Origin of the sequence: Aeromonas sp. WP2-W18-CRE-05 (assembly GCF_014168615.1) — a bacterium.
Taxonomy (GTDB): Bacteria; Pseudomonadota; Gammaproteobacteria; order Enterobacterales; family Aeromonadaceae; genus Aeromonas; species Aeromonas caviae.
Genome location: NZ_AP021917.1, coordinates 1,224,273 through 1,242,629 on the forward strand (window position 1 = coordinate 1,224,273; position 18,357 = coordinate 1,242,629).

Here is an 18,357-nt window from a genome sequence, read left to right on the forward strand (position 1 = left end):
AGGTCTTTCAATACGGGGAAAATCGATGAAACCGGTAGTGATCAAACGCGATGGATGTCGTGCACCATTCAATGGCCAACTGATCCGCGATGCGGTCAGCCGGGCGGCGGCAGCGGTCAATCAGGCCAGTCCGGCGCTGGCCGAGCGCATTGCCGCCGCCGTCAGCCAGGAGCTGGAGGGGCGAGGGGAGGTAGACATCCACGAGATCCAGAACCGGGTCGAGAACCACCTGATGGCCTCCGACGACAAGGCCATCGCCCGTGCCTACATCGAATACCGTCACGACCGGGATCAGGCCCGCGAGGCCCGGGGTCGTCTGGCCCAGGAGATCCGCGGCCTGGTGGAGCAGACCAACGCGGCCCTGCTCAACGAGAACGCCAACAAGGACTCCAAGGTGATCCCGACCCAGCGTGACCTGCTGGCGGGCATTGTCGCCAAGCATTACGCCATCAGTCACATGCTGCCCCGTGACGTGGTGCAGGCCCACGAGAGCGGCGACCTGCACTTCCACGATCTCGACTACTCCCCCTTCTTCCCCATGTTCAACTGCATGCTGATCGATCTGCAGGGGATGCTGACCCACGGCTTCAAGATGGGCAACGCGGAGATAGACACTCCCAAATCCATCAGCACCGCCACTGCGGTGACCGCCCAGATCATCGCCCAGGTGGCGAGCCATATCTATGGCGGCACCACCATCAACCGCATCGACGAGGTGCTGGCACCTTATGTGACCATCAGCTGGCACAAGCACCGGGAGGTGGCCGAGGAGTGGGGGATCCGGGACGTGGATGCCTATGCCATGGCCCGCACCGAGAAGGAGTGCCACGACGCCTTCCAGTCCCTCGAATACGAGGTCAATACCCTGCACACCGCCAACGGTCAGACGCCGTTCGTCACCTTCGGCTTTGGCCTGGGGGACAGCTGGGAATCGCGCCTCATCCAGCGCGCCATCCTTGGCAACCGCATCGCCGGCCTTGGCAAGAACAGGAAGACCGCCGTCTTCCCGAAACTGGTGTTCGCCATCAAGGATGGCCTGAACCACAAGCAGGGGGATCCCAACTACGACATCAAGCAGCTGGCGCTGGAGTGCGCCTCCAAGCGGATGTACCCGGACATCCTCAACCACGACCAGGTGGTCAAGGTGACCGGCTCCTTCAAGACCCCCATGGGGTGCCGCTCCTTCCTCGGTGCCTACGAGGAGAATGGCGAGCTGGTCCACGAGGGGCGCAACAACTTGGGGGTCGTGAGCCTCAACCTGCCGCGCATTGCCCTGAAATCCCGCGATGAAGCGGACTTCTGGGACAAGCTGGACGCCGCCCTGCGGGTGGCCAAGACAGCGCTCATGTACCGCATCAAGCGCCTCGACGGGGTCAAGGCCCGGGTCGCCCCCATCCTCTACATGGAGGGGGCCTGCGGGGTGCGCCTCAAGGCCGATGACAACATCAGCGAGATCTTCAAACATGGCCGCGCCTCCATTTCGCTGGGTTACATCGGGGTACACGAGACCATCAACGCCCTCTATGGCACAGACGTCCACCTGTTCGACAGCGAGACCCTGCGCCAGAAGGCCATCGCCATCATCGCGCGGCTCAAGGCGGCCACCGACGAGTGGAAGGAGGAGACCGGCTACGGCTTCAGCCTCTACTCCACCCCGAGCGAGAACCTCTGCACCCGTTTCTGCCGCATCGATGCCAAGGAATTTGGCGTGGTGGCCGGGGTGACCGACAAGGGCTACTACACCAACAGCTTCCACCTGGACGTGGAGAAGCAGGTGAACCCCTACGACAAGCTGGACTTCGAGGCGCCCTATCCGCCCATCGCCAGCGGCGGCTTCATCTGCTACGGCGAGTACCCCAACATCCAGCACAACCTGGAGGCGCTGGAGAACGTCTGGGACTACAGCTATGACAAGGTGCCCTACTACGGCACCAACACCCCCATCGACGAGTGCTACGACTGCGGCTTCACCGGCGAGTTCGAGTGCACCTCCAAGGGCTTCACCTGCCCGCGCTGCGGCAACCATGACCCCGCCAAGGTGTCGGTGACCCGCCGGGTGTGCGGCTATCTCGGCAGCCCGGATGCGCGCCCCTTCAACGCGGGCAAGCAGGAAGAGGTCAAACGCCGCGTCAAGCATATGTAAGCGAGCAGACCCCACCCCAGCCCTCCCCTTGGCAGGGGGGCAAAGAAGCTCCTCCCCCTTTCGAAGGGGGAGGTTGGGAGGGGGTTGGCCGTTAACCCAGAGAACTCGAATGCACTACCACCAGTACTACCCGGTCGATGTGATCAACGGCCCCGGCACCCGCGCCACCCTGTTCGTGTCGGGTTGCGAGCACCAGTGCCCCGGCTGCTACAACCAGAGCACCTGGCGGCTCGATGGGGGCAAGCCGTTCGATGAGGCGATGAGCGATCGCATCATTCACGATCTCAACGACAGCCGCATCAAGCGGCGCGGACTGTCGCTCTCCGGCGGCGATCCGCTCCACCCCGCCAACGTGCCGCATGTGCTGGCGCTGGTGAAGCGGGTGCGAACCGAGTGCCCCGGCAAGGACATCTGGTGCTGGACCGGCTATCTGCTGGCCGATCTCAGCCCGGCCCAGCGGGAGCTGGTGGCCTTGCTGGACGTGCTGGTGGATGGCAGGTTCGAGAAGGCCCTGGCGGATCCCGGTCTGCTCTGGCGTGGCAGCCGCAACCAGATGGTTCACGACCTCAACGCCTGGCGGAAAGGAGGAGAGCGGATCCCCTGTCTGGTTTGCAGTTGAGGCCTTGGGTGTTTATGGTTAGGCCAACCCCAAGCGCTGTTTACACGAGGAATCCCGATGAACAATCTGCTCAAGATCCTGCTGGCCATCTTTCTCCCCCCGGTCTGCGCCTTTATCCAGGTAGGCTTCAGCCTCCATTTCCTCATCAACATAGTGCTGACCCTGCTGGGCGGTCTGCCCGGCATGGTCCATGCCCTCTGGCTGGTGGTAAGCGACAAGCGCGCCTGAGCCGTGAGAGATCACAAGGCCAACCCTCCGAGGTTGGCTTTTTTTTGCCTGCCAGATGGGGGCTTCCCGGATGAGCCCCTTTGCCTGACACTGGCGCGTCGCTCATGGAGTCGAGCGATACAACGAAGAGGGAATGTCAGTGCGTGTGAAAGGGTTGTTGCTGTGGGCCGCCCTGGCCCTGCTCGGGGGTTGTGCCAGCCCCACCGCCAAGCTGAATCAGCCTCCGGTGGATGTCACCTGGGAAACGCTGCCCGAATACTGGGTGCTGGTGGGGGATGCCATCACTTTTAACCCGGTCGGGGGGCTGCCGGCGAAGAGGCCGGTCAAGGGGTATGTGACCCTTCGCTACCTCATCGATTCCAATGGCACGCTGTTCAGCCCAGAGGTACTGGAGTCCCAGCCCCCCGGCGTGCTGGATCTCATCGCCATCTCCGGGCTGGCGCAGCTGCGCTACCGGCCATCGGAGCAGAATCTGCAAGCCATTCCGGCTCGGGTTGTGGCCCGATTTGAAGTGGAAGTTAAATGACAAACACCCCGGCCAGGCCGGGGTGTTTCGTGTGGGCTCTGTGCCATGACGGCGCGGATCACTGCTCCTTGCAGTCGTTGTAACGGCTCTGCCACTCCCCGGCGTCATCGCGCATCTCGACGAACCCCTCCTTGCCCTTGTTCCACCAGACCACCTCGTGATCGTCGGTATAGCGGGCGCCGGAGGCGGAAACCGCCTGAGGCAGGGTGTAATCCTTGCCATCGGGGAGGGAGAGCTTGACGAAGTTCAGGCTCTCGTCCGAGAGGGAGAAGTAGCGAACCTGCACTTTCTGGTTCTGTTCACACAGATAGGTGACGGGATCGCCGCCGGTCACTCCCAGCTTGCCGCTGCCCAGATCGCAGCCGCCGAGCAGGGTGATGGCGCCCGCCCCCAGTAGAAAGAGCTTGGCGTGTTTCATGTTTGATCCTCACAACGGTGTCATATGGCCTTGAGCCTAACAGGATGAGGCACAACTGCAACCTCATGGCAGGAGCCCTGCGTCGGGATGCGTCCGTCTCCCTCTGGTCCGTGGGGCAGGAAAAAAAACGCCCCGGCAGGCAAGCGGGGCGAAAGGGAGCCGTCCAATGGCTGCAGAAAAGGGTCAGTGGCCGAACCGTGTCGCCTCGAAGCGATTGAGCAGCCGGTGGATGAGGTAGCAGGCGAGCAGGGTGACCACGATGGCAAAGAGGATGCTGCTCACCCGATAGAGGGCGCTGAACACCAGGTCGTTGCCCGGGGTCAGGTACTGGCCGAACAGGATGCCGAGGGTGGTGAGGGCACCGAAGCCGACTCCGGACCCGCTCGCCTCCTTCACATGGGCATAGCTGAACAGCATGGCGCCGAGCCAGAGCACCGGGGTCACCAGCAGCAGCAAGCCGGACCAGTCATAGAGCACCAGCTGCCCCAGGATGCCGAAACTCACCCCCAGCAGGGTGCCCATGGCCCGCTTGCGGGCATAGTCCAGGGCGCCGTTCCAGTGCATGGGGAAGAGCAGCAGCAGGGTGGTGGCCTGGGCAGACATGGAGTCGCGCAGATCGAAGATCTGGAACACCAGGAACGAGAGGGTCGCGATGGACGCCCCCAGCAGGGCTTCGTGGCGCATCCGGTGCGGCGCCTTGGGGGAGGGGGCCGGCCTGGGGCGCTCCTCCACGTCCGGAATGAGGGCCGTCATCAGATAGGCGATGAGCACCGACAGGACGCTGGCCCAGAGATTGCTGAAGATGAGGTCGTTCAGATCAATCCCGGGGTAGCTGGCAAAGTGCAGCATGATGCTGAGGCTCAGCACCCCGTTGGCACCGAACAGGAACAGGCTGCCCCGGGACATGGCGGCGAAACGGTACAGGAAGAGCAAAAAGACCAGGGGGGTCATGAGCCCAGGGTGGCCGCCGAACAGGCCGCCGAGCAGCCCCACTTCCAGACCGCACATGGCGGCGGAGGCGATGAGCTGGCGGGCGGCGTGACCGTTCATCACCGGCACCAGGCCGAGCAGCAGCACCGGGGTGACGGTGAAGAAGACCCCGTTGCTCCAGCCGAAGATCTTGCACAGCACAAACCCCAGGGTGCAGCCAAAGGCGATGCGCAGACACTGGCGCAGTTCGTTGGGGGTGAGGGGTCTGTGCCACAGGTTCATGGTCGTCATCTCAATAGATGTAGTGCAGCAGGCTGAGCAGACGGATCTGGCCGCGGGCCAGCAGCCCGGTCAGGGTGTTGTCCGGCAGCAACTGCACCGTGGCGCGGGCCCCGGCCGGCAGGTGGGCGGGCAGTTGCTCCAGGGTCAGGTGCAGGCGCAGGCGCTGGGCATCCCGCACCCAGCGATCGGACTCGACAGGGTTCGCAAGCTGGCCGTTGGCGTCAAACTGGCCGGCGCTGACCCCGGCATCCAGGCTGGCGACGCGGGCCGGATAGAGGCGACCGGGCTCGCCGTCGAAGGCGACGAGGGCCTGACTGCCGGCGCTGACGTGGCGCAGGCTCTTCTCGCGAAAATCGGCGATCACGTCCACCTGCTCGGAGACCAGGGCCAGCAGGGGGGAGCCTGCATTGGCCACGCTGCCAGGCTTGAGCTGCAGGTTGGTGATGATGCCGTCCTGGCTCGCATGAACCCGGCTGTAGGCGAGGTTGAGCTCGGCCTGGGCGAGGCGGTTGCGGGCCTGGCGCAGCAGCAGGTTGTCTTCCCCTGGCAAGCCGCGGTTGACGCGGGCCTGCTCTACCCGGGCCTGGCTGCCGAGCAGGTTGGCACGGGCGGTGCGGGCGGCGCTGTCGGCGTCATCTTTCTGCTGTTCAGAGACCATGTGACGGCGGTAGAGGGCGTCGATGCGCGCCGCTTCCCGCTGTTTCTGGTCGGCCTGGGTGCGCAGCGAGCTGTACTCCGCCTCATAGGCGGTCAGGGTCGCGTCCAGCTGGCGGTTCTGCTGCCTGGCCTGATCCAGGGCGAGCCTGGCCTGATCCACGGCGAGCTGGAAGGGTTCCGGGTCGAGGGCGAACAGCAGATCCCCCTGCTTGACGTGCTGGTTGTTGGCGACGGCGACTTCGACCACCTTGCCGCTGACCTGGGGGGCCATCCGGGTGACGACCCGGGTGGCCATGGCCTGGGGGGTCAGGGGCATCTTGATGTCGGCCAGCAGAAAGTAGCCAAACACCAGGACGAAGCAGGCGATGGCCCACTTTATCCAGCGCTTGAATTGTTGATCCGGTGTCATCTTATTCTCTCTCTTCATGCTGTGCGGCTATCTTGCCGAGGGCGTTGGCGGAGATGCGGTGCACAATGTCTTCAAACTGGGCCAGCTCCTGCTGGCTGATGCCGGTGAGCAGCTCCCGGCGCACGGCGATGATGCGGCCCTCGATCTGATCGAGCAGCGCCTTGCCCGCCGGGGTCAGGGTGACGATGCGGGCCCGCTTGTCCTGGCTGCAGCAATGGCGCTCGATCAGCCCCTGCTCCTCGAGCTGACCCAGGGTCCGCATCAGGGAGGGGAGCTCTATCTCCAGGGCCTCGGCCAGGGTCTTCTGGCTGAGGTGGCCGCCGAGGCGGCTGAGTTTCCACAGGGCGGTCCAGCGGGGATGGGTGAGCCCCAGAGGTGCCAGCTCGAGATCGGCCACGGTGCGCCAGAGCCGGTGCAGTCGCCCCAGCTGCTCGGCGAGGGAGAGTTCTCGCAACATCTCCAGATCCTTTTTCATGACGGGCACCTCAATTACTTAGCTTGCGAAGCATTCTATTTATTTCGCAGGCTAAGTAAATAGTGTGATACAGCTCACGTTCAGGTTTTTTGCCCGGGCCGTGGTGTTTAAGTTTTTATATGGCTTTGCGGGCCAGCTAACCGACAACGGCCGGGGGAGGCGCTAGAGTGGCCACCTTTGAGGTGCGCCAGGCTGGCCATTGACCCGGCCGGGGGACACCCTCACCCTGGGCTTTCCTGTCCGCTGCAAGGTTGAACGATGAAACTGCGCCACCAGCTAGTCACCCTCTCGCTTGGCTTGTCACTGCTGCTGATCCTGATCCTGGGCTGTCTGCTCGCCCTCTTCATGCGCCACCTGCTGGAGAACAACCTGAAGGAGAAGGGGAGCGATCTGGCCCGGGTGCTGGCGGCGGACAGCCGGGTGGTCCGGGCCCTGGAGAAGGGGAGCGATCCCGGGCTGCGGGATTATGTGCAGGGGATCTGCAGCCGCACCGATGCCGCCTACATGGTGGTGACCGACGAACATGCCAGGCGCCTGAGCCACCCCTCCCCCGAGCTGGTGGGCCAGACCTTCCGGGGGGAGGACATCTGGCCTGCACTCCAGTCGCGCGAGAGCTACTGCTCCCGGGACGTGGGCACCCTGGGCCCCGCCATCCGCTGCTTCGCTCCCGTGGTGGGGCCCGATGGCCAGGCCATCGGCGCGGTGGCGGTGGGTTATCTGATGCGCACCGTGGAGGGCACCTATCAGGAGCGGATCGCCCTGCTGGTCGGCGCCATCGCGGCGGTGCTGGGGTGCGGCCTGCTGCTGGCGCTCTGGGTGCAGCACCTGCTGCGCCGCACCCTGCTGGATCTGGAGCCGGAGACCATCGCCAATCGCTTCGCCCAGCAGGATCTGGTGCTGGAGGGGATCTCGGAGGGGATAGTAGCCCTGGACAACCAGCACAGGATCACCATGCTCAACAGCGCCGCCTTCTATCAGTTGCGACTGCCCGGCACCGGACGCCACGCCCTGCTGGGCCGCTCCCTGGCGGAGCTGGCCCCCGGCCTCGTGCCCACGTTGCAGCAAGGGGGGGCGGTCAGGTTCACCGTGCAGGGGGATGACTTCGTCGGCCACTGGCAGGAGCTCAGCGGTCGCGAGCCGGGGCGCATGCTCATCTTCAGCCGGCCAGACGGCACCGGCAGCTTGGGCATGCAGGTGACCCACCTGCGCCAGTACGGCGAGATGCTGCGCATCCAGACCCATGAATTCGCCAACAAGCTCAGCAGCCTCTCCGGCCTGCTCCAGCTCGGCCACGTGGATCAGGCGGTAGACCTCATCCAGCAGGAGAACGAAGCCTGCCAGAACATGTTGCAGGATCTGCTGCGGGTCATCGAGAACAAGCCGGTGGCCGGGCTTATCCTCTGCAAGTTCAGCCGGGCGCGGGAGCTGGGGGTGGAGCTGGTGCTGGATGCGGGGTCGGCCCTCGGGGAGTATCCGGCCGAGGTGTCGGCGGATCTCATCACCTGCATCGGCAACCTGCTGGACAACGGCATTCGCGCCGCCTGGGGGAACCGCGAGCACGCCGAGCCCAGGGTGCTGCTCTCCCTCGATGATCTGGGGCGGCGGCTGGTGATCGAGGTGGAGGACAGTGGCGAGGGGGTGGACGAGGCGCTGGCGGATCACCTGTTCGACTACGGTGTCAGCCGCCAGACCGGGGATCACGGGGTCGGCCTCTTCCTGGTCAAGAAGACGGTGGCCAGGCGGGGGGGCGTGATAGAATGGCGCCGCACCGCCGAGCAGACGACCCTGTTCGGTATCTATTTGAATAAAAACCAATTGGTGTAAGTCATGAAGCCAATCTTCACGCTGATTATCGAGGATGACGAGCGGATAGGCGCCATGTTGGGGGAGCTGGTCTCCTCCACGGCCGGGTTCTCCCTGATGGGGCGGGCCGGCACCCTGGCCGAGGCGGATCGCCTGATGGCAGGGAGCGAGCCCCACTTGCTGATGGTCGACATCTCCCTGCCCGATGGTTCGGGCCTGGAGTGGGTGAGCCGGCTGCGCAGCCACAACCGGGAGGTGATGGTGATGATGGTGACCGCCTCCTGCGACGTGGAGACCATACAGCAGGCCCTCAACCTGGGCGTGCAGGACTACGTCATCAAGCCGCTGCGGCTGTTTCGCATCCAGCAGAGCCTGGAGGAGATCCTGGTCCTCCATCGCCGCCTTTGCGAGCCGGGGGAGCTGGCCCAGAGCGACCTGGACCGCCTGATGGGCAAGGCGCGCAACCAGGGGCGGGAGGCGCGGGAAACCCCCAAGGGGATCGACGCCATCACCCTGCGCCAGGTGCTGGATCTGCTGGCGGGGGAGCCGGACAACACCTTCTCCACCGACACCGTGGCCCTGCGCCTCTCCCTGAGTCGCACCACGGCCCGCCGCTACCTGGAGTTTCTGGAGTCAGAAGATCGGCTGGACGTGGAGCTCAACTACGGCCAGCGCGGCCGCCCGGAGCGGCGCTACCACTGGCGCCGGGAGTCGTGACCCCGCCGCAGGCACAACGCCGAAGAGGCCGCGCACACCATGCTGCGCAGGCCGCGCAGATAAAAGGGAGCCTTTGAGCTCCCTTTTGTTTCGCCCCGATGCGACCCGGCCCCTCTATCTGGGGTCGCCCGAGAAGGGGTGCAGGGCGGTGCGGGCGCGCTCGAACAGGGCGATGAGGTGATCCGCCACGGCCCGCACCCGCCGGGAGTGGGCGAGATCGCTGTGGAGCACCAGCCAGATGGGCTGATCCACCCCGAGCTCCGGCAGCAGGCAGACCAGATCCGTCTGGCGGGCGAGGTAGTGGGGCAGTACCGCGAGCCCCAGACCGGCCTGGGCGGCGGCGAGCTGGGCCGCCAGGGTGCCGGTCTCCACCCGGCAGGGGCGGCCGCGCAGCATGCGGGTCATCCATCTGGCGGCGGGCAGGTGGCTCTGGGTTTCGTTCCAGCCGATGAAGTCATCCTGATCGAAGCTGGCGGCGTCCACCCCCGGGCTGCGGGCATCCAGGTAGGCGCCGGTCCCGTAGAGGCCAAAGCCCAGGGTGCCCAGGCGCCGCAGGGTGAGGTGGCCGGCATCGGGCTTGACCATGCGCACCGCGAGATCGGCATCGCGCCGGTGCAGGTTCACCGTCTGCACCCCGGTGACCAGCTCCACCCTCAGCTCGGGGTGCTGGGCAAAGAGCGTCGACAGGGAGGGGATGATGAGGGGATTGGCCAGGTTCTCGGCGGTGGCGAGGCGCACTGTGCCGGCCACCTGTCCCTGCAACTGCCCCGCCTCGCCAAAGGCCAGCCCCGCATGTTCCAGCTCTTCGGCTCGCTCAAGCAGGGCCTCCCCGTCGTCGGTCAGGCGATAGCCCTGCTGGTGGCGGCTGAACAGGGGCAGGCCGAGGGCCGCCTCCAGCCTGTCCAGGCGCCGGGAGACGGTGGCCACCCCCATGCGCAGGGCGTGGGCGGCACCGCTCAGGGTGCCGCTGCGGGCGATGGCCAGGAAGACGCGGGCGTCGTCCCAGAGCAGGGGATCGTGCATAGTTTTTCCATAATCGGAAAATAGGTTGCCAGTTATCTCTATATCTCATTCATTTTCGGAAGACCATACTCCCCTGCAACTTGTCAGGGAGAAAATGCGATGCAACGACGAACACTGGGAGCCAACCTGCAGGTCTCTGCCCTGGGGCTGGGCTGCATGGGGATGAGCGAATTCTACGGGCCGCGGGACGATGAGACGTCCTTGCGGGTGCTGGCGGAGGCGGTGGAGCGGGGCATCGACCTGCTCGACACCGCCGACATGTACGGCCCCCACCACAACGAGGCGCTGATCGGGCGTTTTCTCGCGACCCGGCGGGGGCAGGTGAAGGTCGCCACCAAGTTTGGCATCGTGCGCCAGCACGGGGAGTACAGGCGTACCTTCGACAACAGTGCCCGCTATGCGCGCCAGAGCTGCGAGGGCTCCCTGCGCCGCCTCGGCATCGAGCAGATCGATCTCTACTATGTGCACCGCCTCGATCCGGCCCATCCCGTCGAGGAGACCATGGCCGGGCTGGCGCAGCTGGTGCAGGAGGGCAAGATAGCCCGCATCGGTCTGTGCGAGGTGAGCGAGGCCACCCTGAGGCGCGCCCATGCCGTGCACCCGGTGGCGGCGGTGCAGACCGAATACTCCCTCTGGACGAGGGAGGTGGAGGCGGCGGTGCTGCCCGCCTGCCGGGAGCTGGGAATTGGTCTGGTGGCCTACTCCCCCCTGGGGCGCGGGTTTCTGACCGGGCGTTACCAGCAGGAGGCGGTGTTCGAGGAGGGGGATTTTCGGGCCGGTCTGCCGCGGTTTCAGGGGGAGAACCTCGCCACCAACCGCACCCTGGTGCAGGCGGTCATGGCCCTGGCGCAGCAGAAGGGATGCTCGGCGGCGCAGATAGCCCTGGCCTGGCTGCTGGCGCAATGGGAGGGGATAGTGCCCATCCCCGGCACCCGGCGCCTGACCCACCTTGAGGATAACCTCGGCGCCCTCTCGGTGCGCCTCTCCCCTGCAGAGCTCGGGGCCCTGGGACAGGCCATCCGGACCCTGCCGGTGGCGGGGGAGCGCTATACCGCCGAGGGGATGAAGGGGGTGAACGCATGAGCGGCTCGCACTCAGCCCGCCCCGGGTTGGCCTGCTCGCTCCGTTGAGGGCACCACCTGGGCGAGAAAATGACAAAGGGAGCCGAGGCTCCCTTCTTTATGCTGCCACGGCGATGGCTTATGCCCCTTCCGGCAGAGGACGGCGTACCCTCGGCTTGAGCTGGGAGAGCATGACCCCGGTCAGGATGAGGCCGCCCCCCAGCAGGTGATAGCCGTGGATGGGCTCCCCCAGGGTGATGACGGCGATGAGGGCCGTGCACAGGGGCATCAGGTTCATGAAGACCGAGGTGCGCTCCGCCCCCAGGGTGGCGAGGCCGCGCATCCAGCAGTAGGCGGCGAAGATGGAGGAGGCGAGGCCGGCGAACAGCACCATGCTCCAGCCCTGGGCGGGAATGACCAGGGAGTCGGCAGAGAGGGCCACCGGGATGAGCAGCAGCACCGCCAGCAGGATCTGCAGGTAGAGGTTGAGCCAGGGGCCGAACGGCAGTTGCCAGCGGCGGATCAGCAGGCCATAGAGGGCATAGCTGGCCGCCCCCAGCAGCATCATGCCGTCGCCGGGGTTGATGCCGCTGTGCAGCAGTGCCAGGGGGTTGCCCTGACCCAGCAGCCAGAGCACCCCGAACAGGGAGAGGCTCATGCCGAGCAGCGCCTGCTTGCCCGGCTTCTGGCCAAAGCAGCAGGCCCCGATGAGCAGGGTGAGCAGGGGCAGCAGGGAGCCGATGACCCCCATGTTGGTGGCCGAGGTGCTGTGGGCGGCGTAGTAGGCGAGGCACTGGTAGAGCACCATGCCGAGCAGGGAGAGCACCAGCAGCTTGCCGAGCCAGGGGCGGATGTCGGCCCGGCGGCGCCAGAGCTGCGGCAGGCAGAAGGGAGAGAGCGCGAGGGCGGCGATCACCCAGCGATAGAAGGAGATGGCGGCGGGATCCAGCACGCCGGCGGCGGCCTTGGAGACCACGGTATTGGCGGCCCAGATCAGGATGGCGAGCAGGGGGAAGAGAAAAGGCATAGGCACTCCTTGGTACAATGGGGAGAGTCTAGCCTTGTCTTGAACGAGGTAAGTAGCGTAAATAAGACATGTCATAACCGCTTTGGGACAATCTGCATGGGCACCCTCACCCTGGCCGAGCAGGATCGCCTGCTGGCCGACCCCAACCCCCTCTACTTTCGCTACAGCCAGATCCAGGGGGGCAACGCCTGCGCCGAGCACGCCCACCCCTGGGGTCAGCTCAGCCTCATCAGCCTGGGGGTCATGGTGGTGGAGGTGGGGGGAGAGCGGCTGGTGGCACCTCCGGACTACCTCATCTGGGTGCCGGCGGACCTGCCCCACACCGCCTTCAACGAGCAGACCCTGGATTACACCTCCATCTACGTGAGCCACGCCCTGGCACCGCGCCTGCCACGGGAACCCCAGCTGCTGGCGCTCACCCCCTTGCTGCGGGCCCTGCTGGAGGACTTCACCCAGCGCCGGGTCGGCCATATGGAGGATGAGTGGGATGCCCGTCAGGGTGAGCTCTTCATCGAGAAGCTGGCCCGCACCCGTTGCCAGCCGAGCTACCTGCCCCAGAGCCGGGATCGCCTGCTGGCACCCTTGCTGGCGGCATTGCAGGCGGCGCCGGAGGACAACCGCACGCTGGTGGAGTGGGCCAGGGCGCTGCACACCACGGAGCGCACCCTGGCGCGGCGCTGCCAGAAGGAGCTTGGCATGAGCCTCGGCCAGTGGCGCACCCGGCTGCGGCTGGTGAAGGCGCTGGACTGGCTGCGGGGCGAGATGCCGGTGCAGGAGATCGCCTGGCGCCTCGGTTACGCCTCCACCTCGGCCTTCATCGCCATGTTCCAGCGGGAACAGGGCTGCGCCCCCCAGCGCTATCGCCAGCAACTGGGCCAACCCGTGGCCTGAACCGCATGAAAAAGGGCGCCCGCAGGCGCCCTTGTGGATCACGGGATGGGCTTAGAAGAAGCCGAGGGGGTTGATGTCGTGGCTCACCAGCAGGTTCTTGGTGTTCTGGTAGTGGTCCAGCATCATCTTGTGGGTCTCGCGACCGATCCCCGACTTCTTGTAGCCGCCAAAGGCCGCATGGGCCGGGTAGGCGTGGTAGCAGTTGACCCAGACCCGGCCGGCCTGGATGCCGCGCCCCATGCGCCAGGCCAGGTTGCTGTCCCGGGTCCACAGGCCCGCCCCCAGCCCGTACTGGGTGTCGTTGGCAATGGCCAGGGCATCCGCCTCGTCCTTGAAGGTGGTAACCCCGAGCGCCGGCCCGAAGATCTCCTCCTGGAACACCCGCATCTTGTTCTGGCCCGAGAAGATGGTGGGCTGGATGTAGAAGCCCCCCTCCAGCCCGCTCACCTTGGCCGGGCCGCCGCCCAGCAGCATCTTGGCCCCTTCGCCGCGGCCGATCTCCATGTAGCTCAGGATCTTGTCGAACTGCTCGCGGGACGCCTGGGCCCCCACCTGAGTCGTGGTGTCGAGGGGGTTGCCCTGCACGATTGTGCGGGCGCGGGCCAGCACCTTGTCCATGAAGTCGTCATAGATGCTGGCCTGCACCAGGGCGCGGGAGGGGCAGGTACACACCTCGCCCTGGTTGAAGAAGGTCATCAGCATCCCTTCCACCGCCTTGTCGATGTAGCTGCTCTCATGCTGCATCACGTCGGCGAAGTAGATGTTGGGGGACTTGCCACCCAGCTCCACGGTGGAGGGGATCAGCTTGTCGGCAGCGCAGCGCAGGATATGGGCACCCACTTCAGTGGAGCCGGTAAACGCCAGCTTCTGGATCCGGTTGCTGGTGGCGAGCGCCTGGCCCGCCTCGGCGCCGAAGCCGTTGACCACGTTGACCACGCCAGGGGGCAGGATGTCCTTGATGAGATCCATCATCAACATGATGGTGACCGGGGTCTGCTCGGCGGGCTTGAGCACGCTGCAACAGCCGGCCGCCAGTACCGGGGCCAGCTTCCAGGCGGCCATCAGCAGGGGGAAGTTCCACGGGATGATCTGGCCGACCACCCCGATGGGCTCCTTGAAGTGGTAGCTGACGGTGTTCTGGTCCAGCTCGGCGGCGGAGCCCTCCTGAGCGCGGATGCAGCCGGCAAAGTAGCGGAAGTGATCCACCACCAGGGGCAGGTCGGCGGCCAGGGTCTCGCGCACCGCCTTGCCGTTCTCCCAGGTCTCGGCGACGGCAAGCCGCTCGATGTTCTGTTCGATGCGATCGGCGATGCGCAGCAGCAGATTGCTGCGCTCGGTGACGCTGGTCTTGCTCCAGCTGGCGAACGCCTTGTGGGCCGCGTCCAGGGCGAGCTCGATGTCGGCGGCGTCGGAGCGGGCCACCTCGCAGAACACCCGGCCATCCACCGGCGAGATGTTCTCGAAATAGCGGCCGGCGCGCGGCGCCACCCAGTCGCCACCGATGAAGTTGTCATAACGGGATTTGAAGCTGACCAGGGCACCTGCCTGACCGGGAGCGGTATAAATCATCTCATCATCCTTATGTGTGTGTGGTCCTGACCGGCCTGGCGGGCAGTCCGGTTGCTTCCTGTCATCGCAAGGGGCGTGCCAGCGGGTGGCGCTCTACACAAAAAGGTTGCAAAAACGTTATCAAACGGGGTGCCAAGGGGTATCTTGGTTAACTAGTGCCCCCCAGGACGGCCCCCGAACTGTGCCGTTTCTGAACATCGGGTGTGACACTGTGCCGTTTGTGAACAGGAGACGTGATGAAGGCGCTCCCCCAAGGCGGCCCTATTCGCGAGTGTGTAGAAGGAGGTGTGATGAGCGAGTTGCCTCAATCCGGTGCCAGCCCAATCCAGCGCTCCTGGGAGCGCTGCCTGCATCAGGGGCTGAGCCGCCAGCAGAGCGCCGAGCTGGACTTGCTGCCCCAGGGGGAGCTGTCGGCTCGCCAGGAGCAGCACAGGACGCTCATCGCCTGCTTCCAGCGCTTCGTGCTGCCGCTCTTTGGCCAGTTGCTGGCGGGCAGACCCTGTCGTCTGCTGCTGTGTGACGGCGAGGGGGCCATCCTCGCGGTGAGCGGAGACGACCGGTTTGCCCGCCATGCCGAGCGCATTTTTTTGCGCAGCGGCGCCCGCTGGGGGGAGGCGAGCAAGGGCACCAACGCCATCGGCACCGCGCTGGCCGAGCAGAACGAGGTGCAGGTGCTGGGGGCGCAGCACTTCTTCGCCCAGCACAGTTTTCTCAGTTGCAGCGCCTGCCCCCTGCTCGGGCCGGACGGGCAACTGCTCGGCGTGCTCGACATCTCCACCGATGCGGCCCACCACGGCGGCGACATGCTGGGCACGGTGCGCCTCCTGGCCATGACCCTGGAAAACGCCCTGCTGGCCCGCCAGCCGGGCTGGCTGGTGGATCTCGATCCCCAGAGCCTCTGGTCTGCCCGTCTGCTGCTGGGGGAAGGGGGCGAGCTGCTCGGGGCCAACCGGGCCGGTCGGCTCTGGCTCGGCCAGCACCCCTTCGACGGTCAGCAGTTGCTGCGGGATCACCGCGGCCTGCGGCTGGTGCCGGAGGCGGGGGAGCGCGCCGCCAGGCTCCCCCTGCCGAGCGCGGTTGAGGAGGGGGGATCGCAGGCGCAGCAGGTGCCGCTCAAGATGCTGGAGCGGGGCATCTCATTGCTCATCGAGGGGGAGACCGGCAGCGGCAAGGAGCACCTGGTGCGCACCCTGCACGCCAGATCGAGCCGTCGGGAGCGGCCTCTGGTGTGCGTCAACTGCGGCGCCTTGCCGGCGGAGCTGGTGGAGGCCGAGCTGTTCGGCTATGTGGGGGGGGCCTTCAGCGGTGCCCGCAGCCAGGGCAGCCAGGGCTATCTGCGCGCCGCCCACGGCGGCATCCTGATGCTGGATGAAATTGGCGAGCTGCCGCTCCAGGCCCAGACCCGGCTGCTGCGGGTGTTGCAGGAGCGCGTTGTCACCCCGGTAGGCAGCCACAGACCCGAGGCGGTGGACTTCTGGCTGGTCAGCGCCAGCCATCGGGATCTGGCGGCCATGGTGGCGGCCGGCACCTTTCGCGAAGATCTCTACTACCGCATCTGCGGCTGGCGCCAGCAACTGGCACCCCTGCGGGCCTGGTCGGTGCCCGAGCGTCAGGGGCTGATCCTGAACCTGCTCGCCCAGATGGACCCGGCACTGCAACTGAGCCGGGAGGCGGAGCAGCGGTTGCTGGCCCACCCTCTGCCCGGCAACGTGCGCCAGCTCAAACAGGCGCTGGAGGTGGCCTGTGTACTGGCAGAGGGGCAGGGCTGGATTGAACCTGCCCATCTGCATCTGCCCGCCGTGGCGGGGGGAGCGAGCTCACCTTTGGGAGGGAGTACCCTGCGCGAGCAGAGTCGGCAGCGGGTGCAACAGACCCTGGCAGAGTGCGGCGGCAACGTGAGCGAGGCGGCGCGCCGTCTTGGCATCAGTCGCACCACCCTCTATCGGGCGCTGCGGGAGGAGGGGTAACGGGTGTCGCGCCGTCCAGCGCTTGTGTAGACTGCGGTGGCAAGGACGTTTTTTCGTTATGTTTCCATCGCAGGGAGTGCGCAATGATCCATCTTACGACCGACGAGGCCCCCCGCCTCTCTCCCGGCTGTTGGCCGATGCCGCTTGCGCCCCATGGGGCCCGTGCCGGCTAGTCGGCACTCGTCTGCGCCCGGTGCGGCGCGTGTAATAACCTTGGATCTGGATCAGCGCGGTCCGGCGCTTCAAGGTGTAGGGTAAAAGCCCTTTTTCAGGTGTGATGCCGATGATCCCTTCCTATTCCCGCATGACGACGCTGTTGTTCTGGTACCTGCTGGCGGCGAGCCTGCTGGCCATGGTGTTATTCGAATTCGGACCCGAGCGGCGGCTCGACATCCTGAGCCAGGCCGGTTTGTCCGTGCGTGCCCAGGATGACAGGGCCCACAAGGGCTCCTCCGTTGCCACCCTGAGTCAGGGGGGCGACAGACCCGCCATCCAGTGCACCCTGCGAAGCCAATATGCCTATCCTTTCTGCGAGCTGGTTTTGACCCTGACCGACCCCGAGCAGGGGCTGGAACTCTCCGGCTTCACCGGGGTGCGGGTGAGGCTGGATGTAGAAGGGCAGGGGGTACAGGCCTGGCGCCTTTATCTGCGCAACTACGATCCCGTCTACTCGACGCGGGAAGACGAGAGTTCCCACAAGTTCAACGAAGTGCTCTTCACCGCCAGGGATTTTGGTCGTGAGCAGGATGTCCCCCTGAATGTCTTTGCCCCCAGCTCCTGGTGGGTGCAGCAGTACGACATCCCGCTGGTCCAGCAGGGGCCGGATCTGCACCATGTTTACGCCATCGAGATCGCCTCCGATGACAAGATGCTGCCGGGGGAGTACCGGTTGCGGCTCGAGCGACTGGAGTTCTATGGCCGCTGGTGCAAGCCGGGGGACTTCTATCGCTATCTGCTGCTGGGGTGGCTTGTCTACGGCGTGCTGCTCTTCCTGGTCCAGAATCTGATGTTTGGCGATCGGCTGCGCAAGGCCAGGGAGGCGCGCCTCGCGGCTGAAGCCCTGAGTGCGAGCCTGTGCGAGCAGAACCGGCGCACCGAGGAGGAGGCCCGTTACGATCCCCTGACCGGGGCCCTCAATCGGCTCGGCGGCGAAAAGCTGCTCGGGGAGCTCGGCGAGATGCCGCTCTCCTTCATCTACATCGACATCGATCACTTCAAGGGGGTCAACGACGGTCACGGCCACCCGGTGGGGGACGAGGTGCTCAAGCACATGGTGAGCGAGCTGCTGCGCCATTGCGACAGCCTGTGCCGACTGGTGCGCTGGGGCGGGGAGGAGTTCGTGCTGGTCTGCCTCCATTACGACGAGGGACGGGCCGCCGCCCTGGCGGAGCGGCTGAGAGGGGCACTGGAGGGGTACAGGCACTGGCCGCTGGGGCTCGGGATCACCGCCTCCTTCGGGGTGGCCGAGCGGCGCAAGGATAGCCTGGAGCAGGCGCTCAAGCGGGCCGACGAGGCGCTCTATCAGGCCAAGCAGAATGGTCGCAACCGGGTGGAGGTGGCGCCCGACTGATCCGGCGCTGGAGCCCATGGCCGGGCGGGGCTATCATGCGCC

The 18,357-nt window shown here is 65.9% G+C and carries 17 protein-coding genes; 10 read left to right on the plus strand and 7 right to left on the minus strand.

Translation table 11 applies throughout. The features are described from left to right. Window positions 1-25: 25 nt before the first annotated feature. From nrdD to H7R73_RS06040, 4 genes are all read left to right on the plus strand, one after another. Window positions 26-2,143 carry an anaerobic ribonucleoside-triphosphate reductase gene (gene nrdD / locus H7R73_RS06025; protein ID WP_042864245.1) on the plus strand — a complete coding sequence of 706 codons (2,118 nt, stop codon included), beginning with the start codon at window positions 26-28 and terminating at the stop codon, window positions 2,141-2,143. Window positions 2,144-2,252: 109 nt separating this feature from the next. Further along, on the plus strand, window positions 2,253-2,762 hold the full coding sequence (gene nrdG / locus H7R73_RS06030) for an anaerobic ribonucleoside-triphosphate reductase-activating protein (protein ID WP_042882681.1): 510 nt from the start codon (window positions 2,253-2,255) through the stop codon (window positions 2,760-2,762). A 57-nt stretch (window positions 2,763-2,819) separates the two neighbouring features. Then, window positions 2,820-2,990, plus strand: a complete 171-nt coding sequence (locus H7R73_RS06035; RefSeq protein WP_010673454.1) for a YqaE/Pmp3 family membrane protein — start codon at window positions 2,820-2,822, stop codon at window positions 2,988-2,990. A 133-nt stretch (window positions 2,991-3,123) separates the two neighbouring features. Then, a complete protein-coding gene (locus tag H7R73_RS06040; RefSeq protein ID WP_103260632.1) occupies window positions 3,124-3,516 on the plus strand; it encodes an energy transducer TonB in 393 nt (130 codons plus the stop codon). A gap of 58 nt (window positions 3,517-3,574) precedes the next feature. Here the strand turns inward: H7R73_RS06040 and H7R73_RS06045 are convergent, their stop codons facing one another. The 4 genes from H7R73_RS06045 to slyA form a co-directional block, all read right to left on the minus strand. Next, window positions 3,575-3,934 carry an MliC family protein gene (locus tag H7R73_RS06045; protein WP_010673456.1) on the minus strand — a complete coding sequence of 120 codons (360 nt, stop codon included), beginning with the start codon at window positions 3,932-3,934 and terminating at the stop codon, window positions 3,575-3,577. Window positions 3,935-4,117: 183 nt separating this feature from the next. Beyond that, window positions 4,118-5,146 carry a DUF2955 domain-containing protein gene (locus H7R73_RS06050; RefSeq protein ID WP_010673457.1) on the minus strand — a complete coding sequence of 343 codons (1,029 nt, stop codon included), beginning with the start codon at window positions 5,144-5,146 and terminating at the stop codon, window positions 4,118-4,120. A 10-nt stretch (window positions 5,147-5,156) separates the two neighbouring features. Then, window positions 5,157-6,212 carry an HlyD family secretion protein gene (locus H7R73_RS06055; RefSeq protein WP_103260631.1) on the minus strand — a complete coding sequence of 352 codons (1,056 nt, stop codon included), beginning with the start codon at window positions 6,210-6,212 and terminating at the stop codon, window positions 5,157-5,159. Between the two features lies 1 nt (window position 6,213). Then, complete coding sequence (slyA, locus tag H7R73_RS06060; protein WP_010673459.1) at window positions 6,214-6,687, minus strand: transcriptional regulator SlyA; 474 nt, start codon at window positions 6,685-6,687, stop codon at window positions 6,214-6,216. Window positions 6,688-6,945: 258 nt separating this feature from the next. On the opposite strand from slyA, the gene H7R73_RS06065 reads away from it, so the two are divergent. Together H7R73_RS06065 and H7R73_RS06070 are read left to right on the plus strand one after the other, a co-directional pair. Beyond that, window positions 6,946-8,511, plus strand: coding sequence for an ATP-binding protein (locus tag H7R73_RS06065; RefSeq protein ID WP_103260630.1), 1,566 nt, complete (start codon window positions 6,946-6,948; stop codon window positions 8,509-8,511). A 3-nt stretch (window positions 8,512-8,514) separates the two neighbouring features. Next, on the plus strand, window positions 8,515-9,207 hold the full coding sequence (locus H7R73_RS06070; protein ID WP_041213368.1) for a response regulator: 693 nt from the start codon (window positions 8,515-8,517) through the stop codon (window positions 9,205-9,207). Between the two features lie 114 nt (window positions 9,208-9,321). On the opposite strand, the gene H7R73_RS06075 is transcribed toward H7R73_RS06070, so the two are convergent. Continuing rightward, a complete protein-coding gene (locus tag H7R73_RS06075) occupies window positions 9,322-10,230 on the minus strand; it encodes a LysR family transcriptional regulator (RefSeq protein WP_182951561.1) in 909 nt (302 codons plus the stop codon). Window positions 10,231-10,329: 99 nt separating this feature from the next. Between H7R73_RS06075 and H7R73_RS06080 the strand changes: the two genes are divergently transcribed. Further along, window positions 10,330-11,313 (plus strand): aldo/keto reductase, encoded by a 984-nt coding sequence (locus tag H7R73_RS06080; protein WP_103260629.1) that lies wholly within the window; start codon window positions 10,330-10,332, stop codon window positions 11,311-11,313. A gap of 117 nt (window positions 11,314-11,430) precedes the next feature. Here the strand turns inward: H7R73_RS06080 and H7R73_RS06085 are convergent, their stop codons facing one another. Beyond that, on the minus strand, window positions 11,431-12,318 hold the full coding sequence (locus H7R73_RS06085; RefSeq protein ID WP_042014630.1) for a DMT family transporter: 888 nt from the start codon (window positions 12,316-12,318) through the stop codon (window positions 11,431-11,433). 96 nt (window positions 12,319-12,414) lie between these two features. On the opposite strand from H7R73_RS06085, the gene H7R73_RS06090 reads away from it, so the two are divergent. After that, window positions 12,415-13,209: an AraC family transcriptional regulator gene (locus H7R73_RS06090; RefSeq protein WP_010673466.1), complete on the plus strand. Its 795-nt coding sequence runs from the start codon at window positions 12,415-12,417 to the stop codon at window positions 13,207-13,209. A gap of 51 nt (window positions 13,210-13,260) precedes the next feature. Here H7R73_RS06090 and exaC read toward each other — a convergent pair whose 3' ends face one another. Further along, the gene (gene exaC, locus H7R73_RS06095) at window positions 13,261-14,778 is read right to left on the minus strand and encodes an acetaldehyde dehydrogenase ExaC (RefSeq protein WP_042882672.1); all 1,518 of its coding nucleotides are present in this window, start codon (window positions 14,776-14,778) and stop codon (window positions 13,261-13,263) included. A gap of 290 nt (window positions 14,779-15,068) precedes the next feature. On the opposite strand from exaC, the gene H7R73_RS06100 reads away from it, so the two are divergent. Both H7R73_RS06100 and H7R73_RS06105 read left to right on the plus strand, forming a co-directional pair. Further along, window positions 15,069-16,745, plus strand: a complete 1,677-nt coding sequence (locus H7R73_RS06100) for a sigma-54-dependent Fis family transcriptional regulator (protein WP_103260628.1) — start codon at window positions 15,069-15,071, stop codon at window positions 16,743-16,745. 283 nt (window positions 16,746-17,028) lie between these two features. Beyond that, window positions 17,029-18,315, plus strand: coding sequence for a GGDEF domain-containing protein (locus H7R73_RS06105; RefSeq protein ID WP_103260627.1), 1,287 nt, complete (start codon window positions 17,029-17,031; stop codon window positions 18,313-18,315). Window positions 18,316-18,357: the final 42 nt, after the last annotated feature.

Bases quoted from the DNA above. Each gene is read 5' to 3' on its own strand.
- H7R73_RS06070 (WP_041213368.1), top strand. From the start codon at position 8,515: ATGAAGCCAATCTTCACGCTGATTATCGAGGATGACGAGCGGATAGGC.
- H7R73_RS06055 (WP_103260631.1), bottom strand. From the start codon at position 6,212: ATGACACCGGATCAACAATTCAAGCGCTGGATAAAGTGGGCCATCGCC.
- H7R73_RS06050 (WP_010673457.1), bottom strand. From the start codon at position 5,146: ATGAACCTGTGGCACAGACCCCTCACCCCCAACGAACTGCGCCAGTGT.
- exaC (WP_042882672.1), bottom strand. From the start codon at position 14,778: ATGATTTATACCGCTCCCGGTCAGGCAGGTGCCCTGGTCAGCTTCAAA.
- H7R73_RS06090 (WP_010673466.1), top strand. From the start codon at position 12,415: ATGGGCACCCTCACCCTGGCCGAGCAGGATCGCCTGCTGGCCGACCCC.
- H7R73_RS06080 (WP_103260629.1), top strand. From the start codon at position 10,330: ATGCAACGACGAACACTGGGAGCCAACCTGCAGGTCTCTGCCCTGGGG.
- H7R73_RS06085 (WP_042014630.1), bottom strand. From the start codon at position 12,318: ATGCCTTTTCTCTTCCCCCTGCTCGCCATCCTGATCTGGGCCGCCAAT.
- nrdG (WP_042882681.1), top strand. From the start codon at position 2,253: ATGCACTACCACCAGTACTACCCGGTCGATGTGATCAACGGCCCCGGC.
- H7R73_RS06040 (WP_103260632.1), top strand. From the start codon at position 3,124: ATGTCAGTGCGTGTGAAAGGGTTGTTGCTGTGGGCCGCCCTGGCCCTG.
- H7R73_RS06045 (WP_010673456.1), bottom strand. From the start codon at position 3,934: ATGAAACACGCCAAGCTCTTTCTACTGGGGGCGGGCGCCATCACCCTG.
- H7R73_RS06105 (WP_103260627.1), top strand. From the start codon at position 17,029: ATGATCCCTTCCTATTCCCGCATGACGACGCTGTTGTTCTGGTACCTG.
- H7R73_RS06065 (WP_103260630.1), top strand. From the start codon at position 6,946: ATGAAACTGCGCCACCAGCTAGTCACCCTCTCGCTTGGCTTGTCACTG.
- H7R73_RS06075 (WP_182951561.1), bottom strand. From the start codon at position 10,230: ATGCACGATCCCCTGCTCTGGGACGACGCCCGCGTCTTCCTGGCCATC.
- H7R73_RS06035 (WP_010673454.1), top strand. From the start codon at position 2,820: ATGAACAATCTGCTCAAGATCCTGCTGGCCATCTTTCTCCCCCCGGTC.
- slyA (WP_010673459.1), bottom strand. From the start codon at position 6,687: ATGAAAAAGGATCTGGAGATGTTGCGAGAACTCTCCCTCGCCGAGCAG.
- nrdD (WP_042864245.1), top strand. From the start codon at position 26: ATGAAACCGGTAGTGATCAAACGCGATGGATGTCGTGCACCATTCAAT.
- H7R73_RS06100 (WP_103260628.1), top strand. From the start codon at position 15,069: ATGAGCGAGTTGCCTCAATCCGGTGCCAGCCCAATCCAGCGCTCCTGG.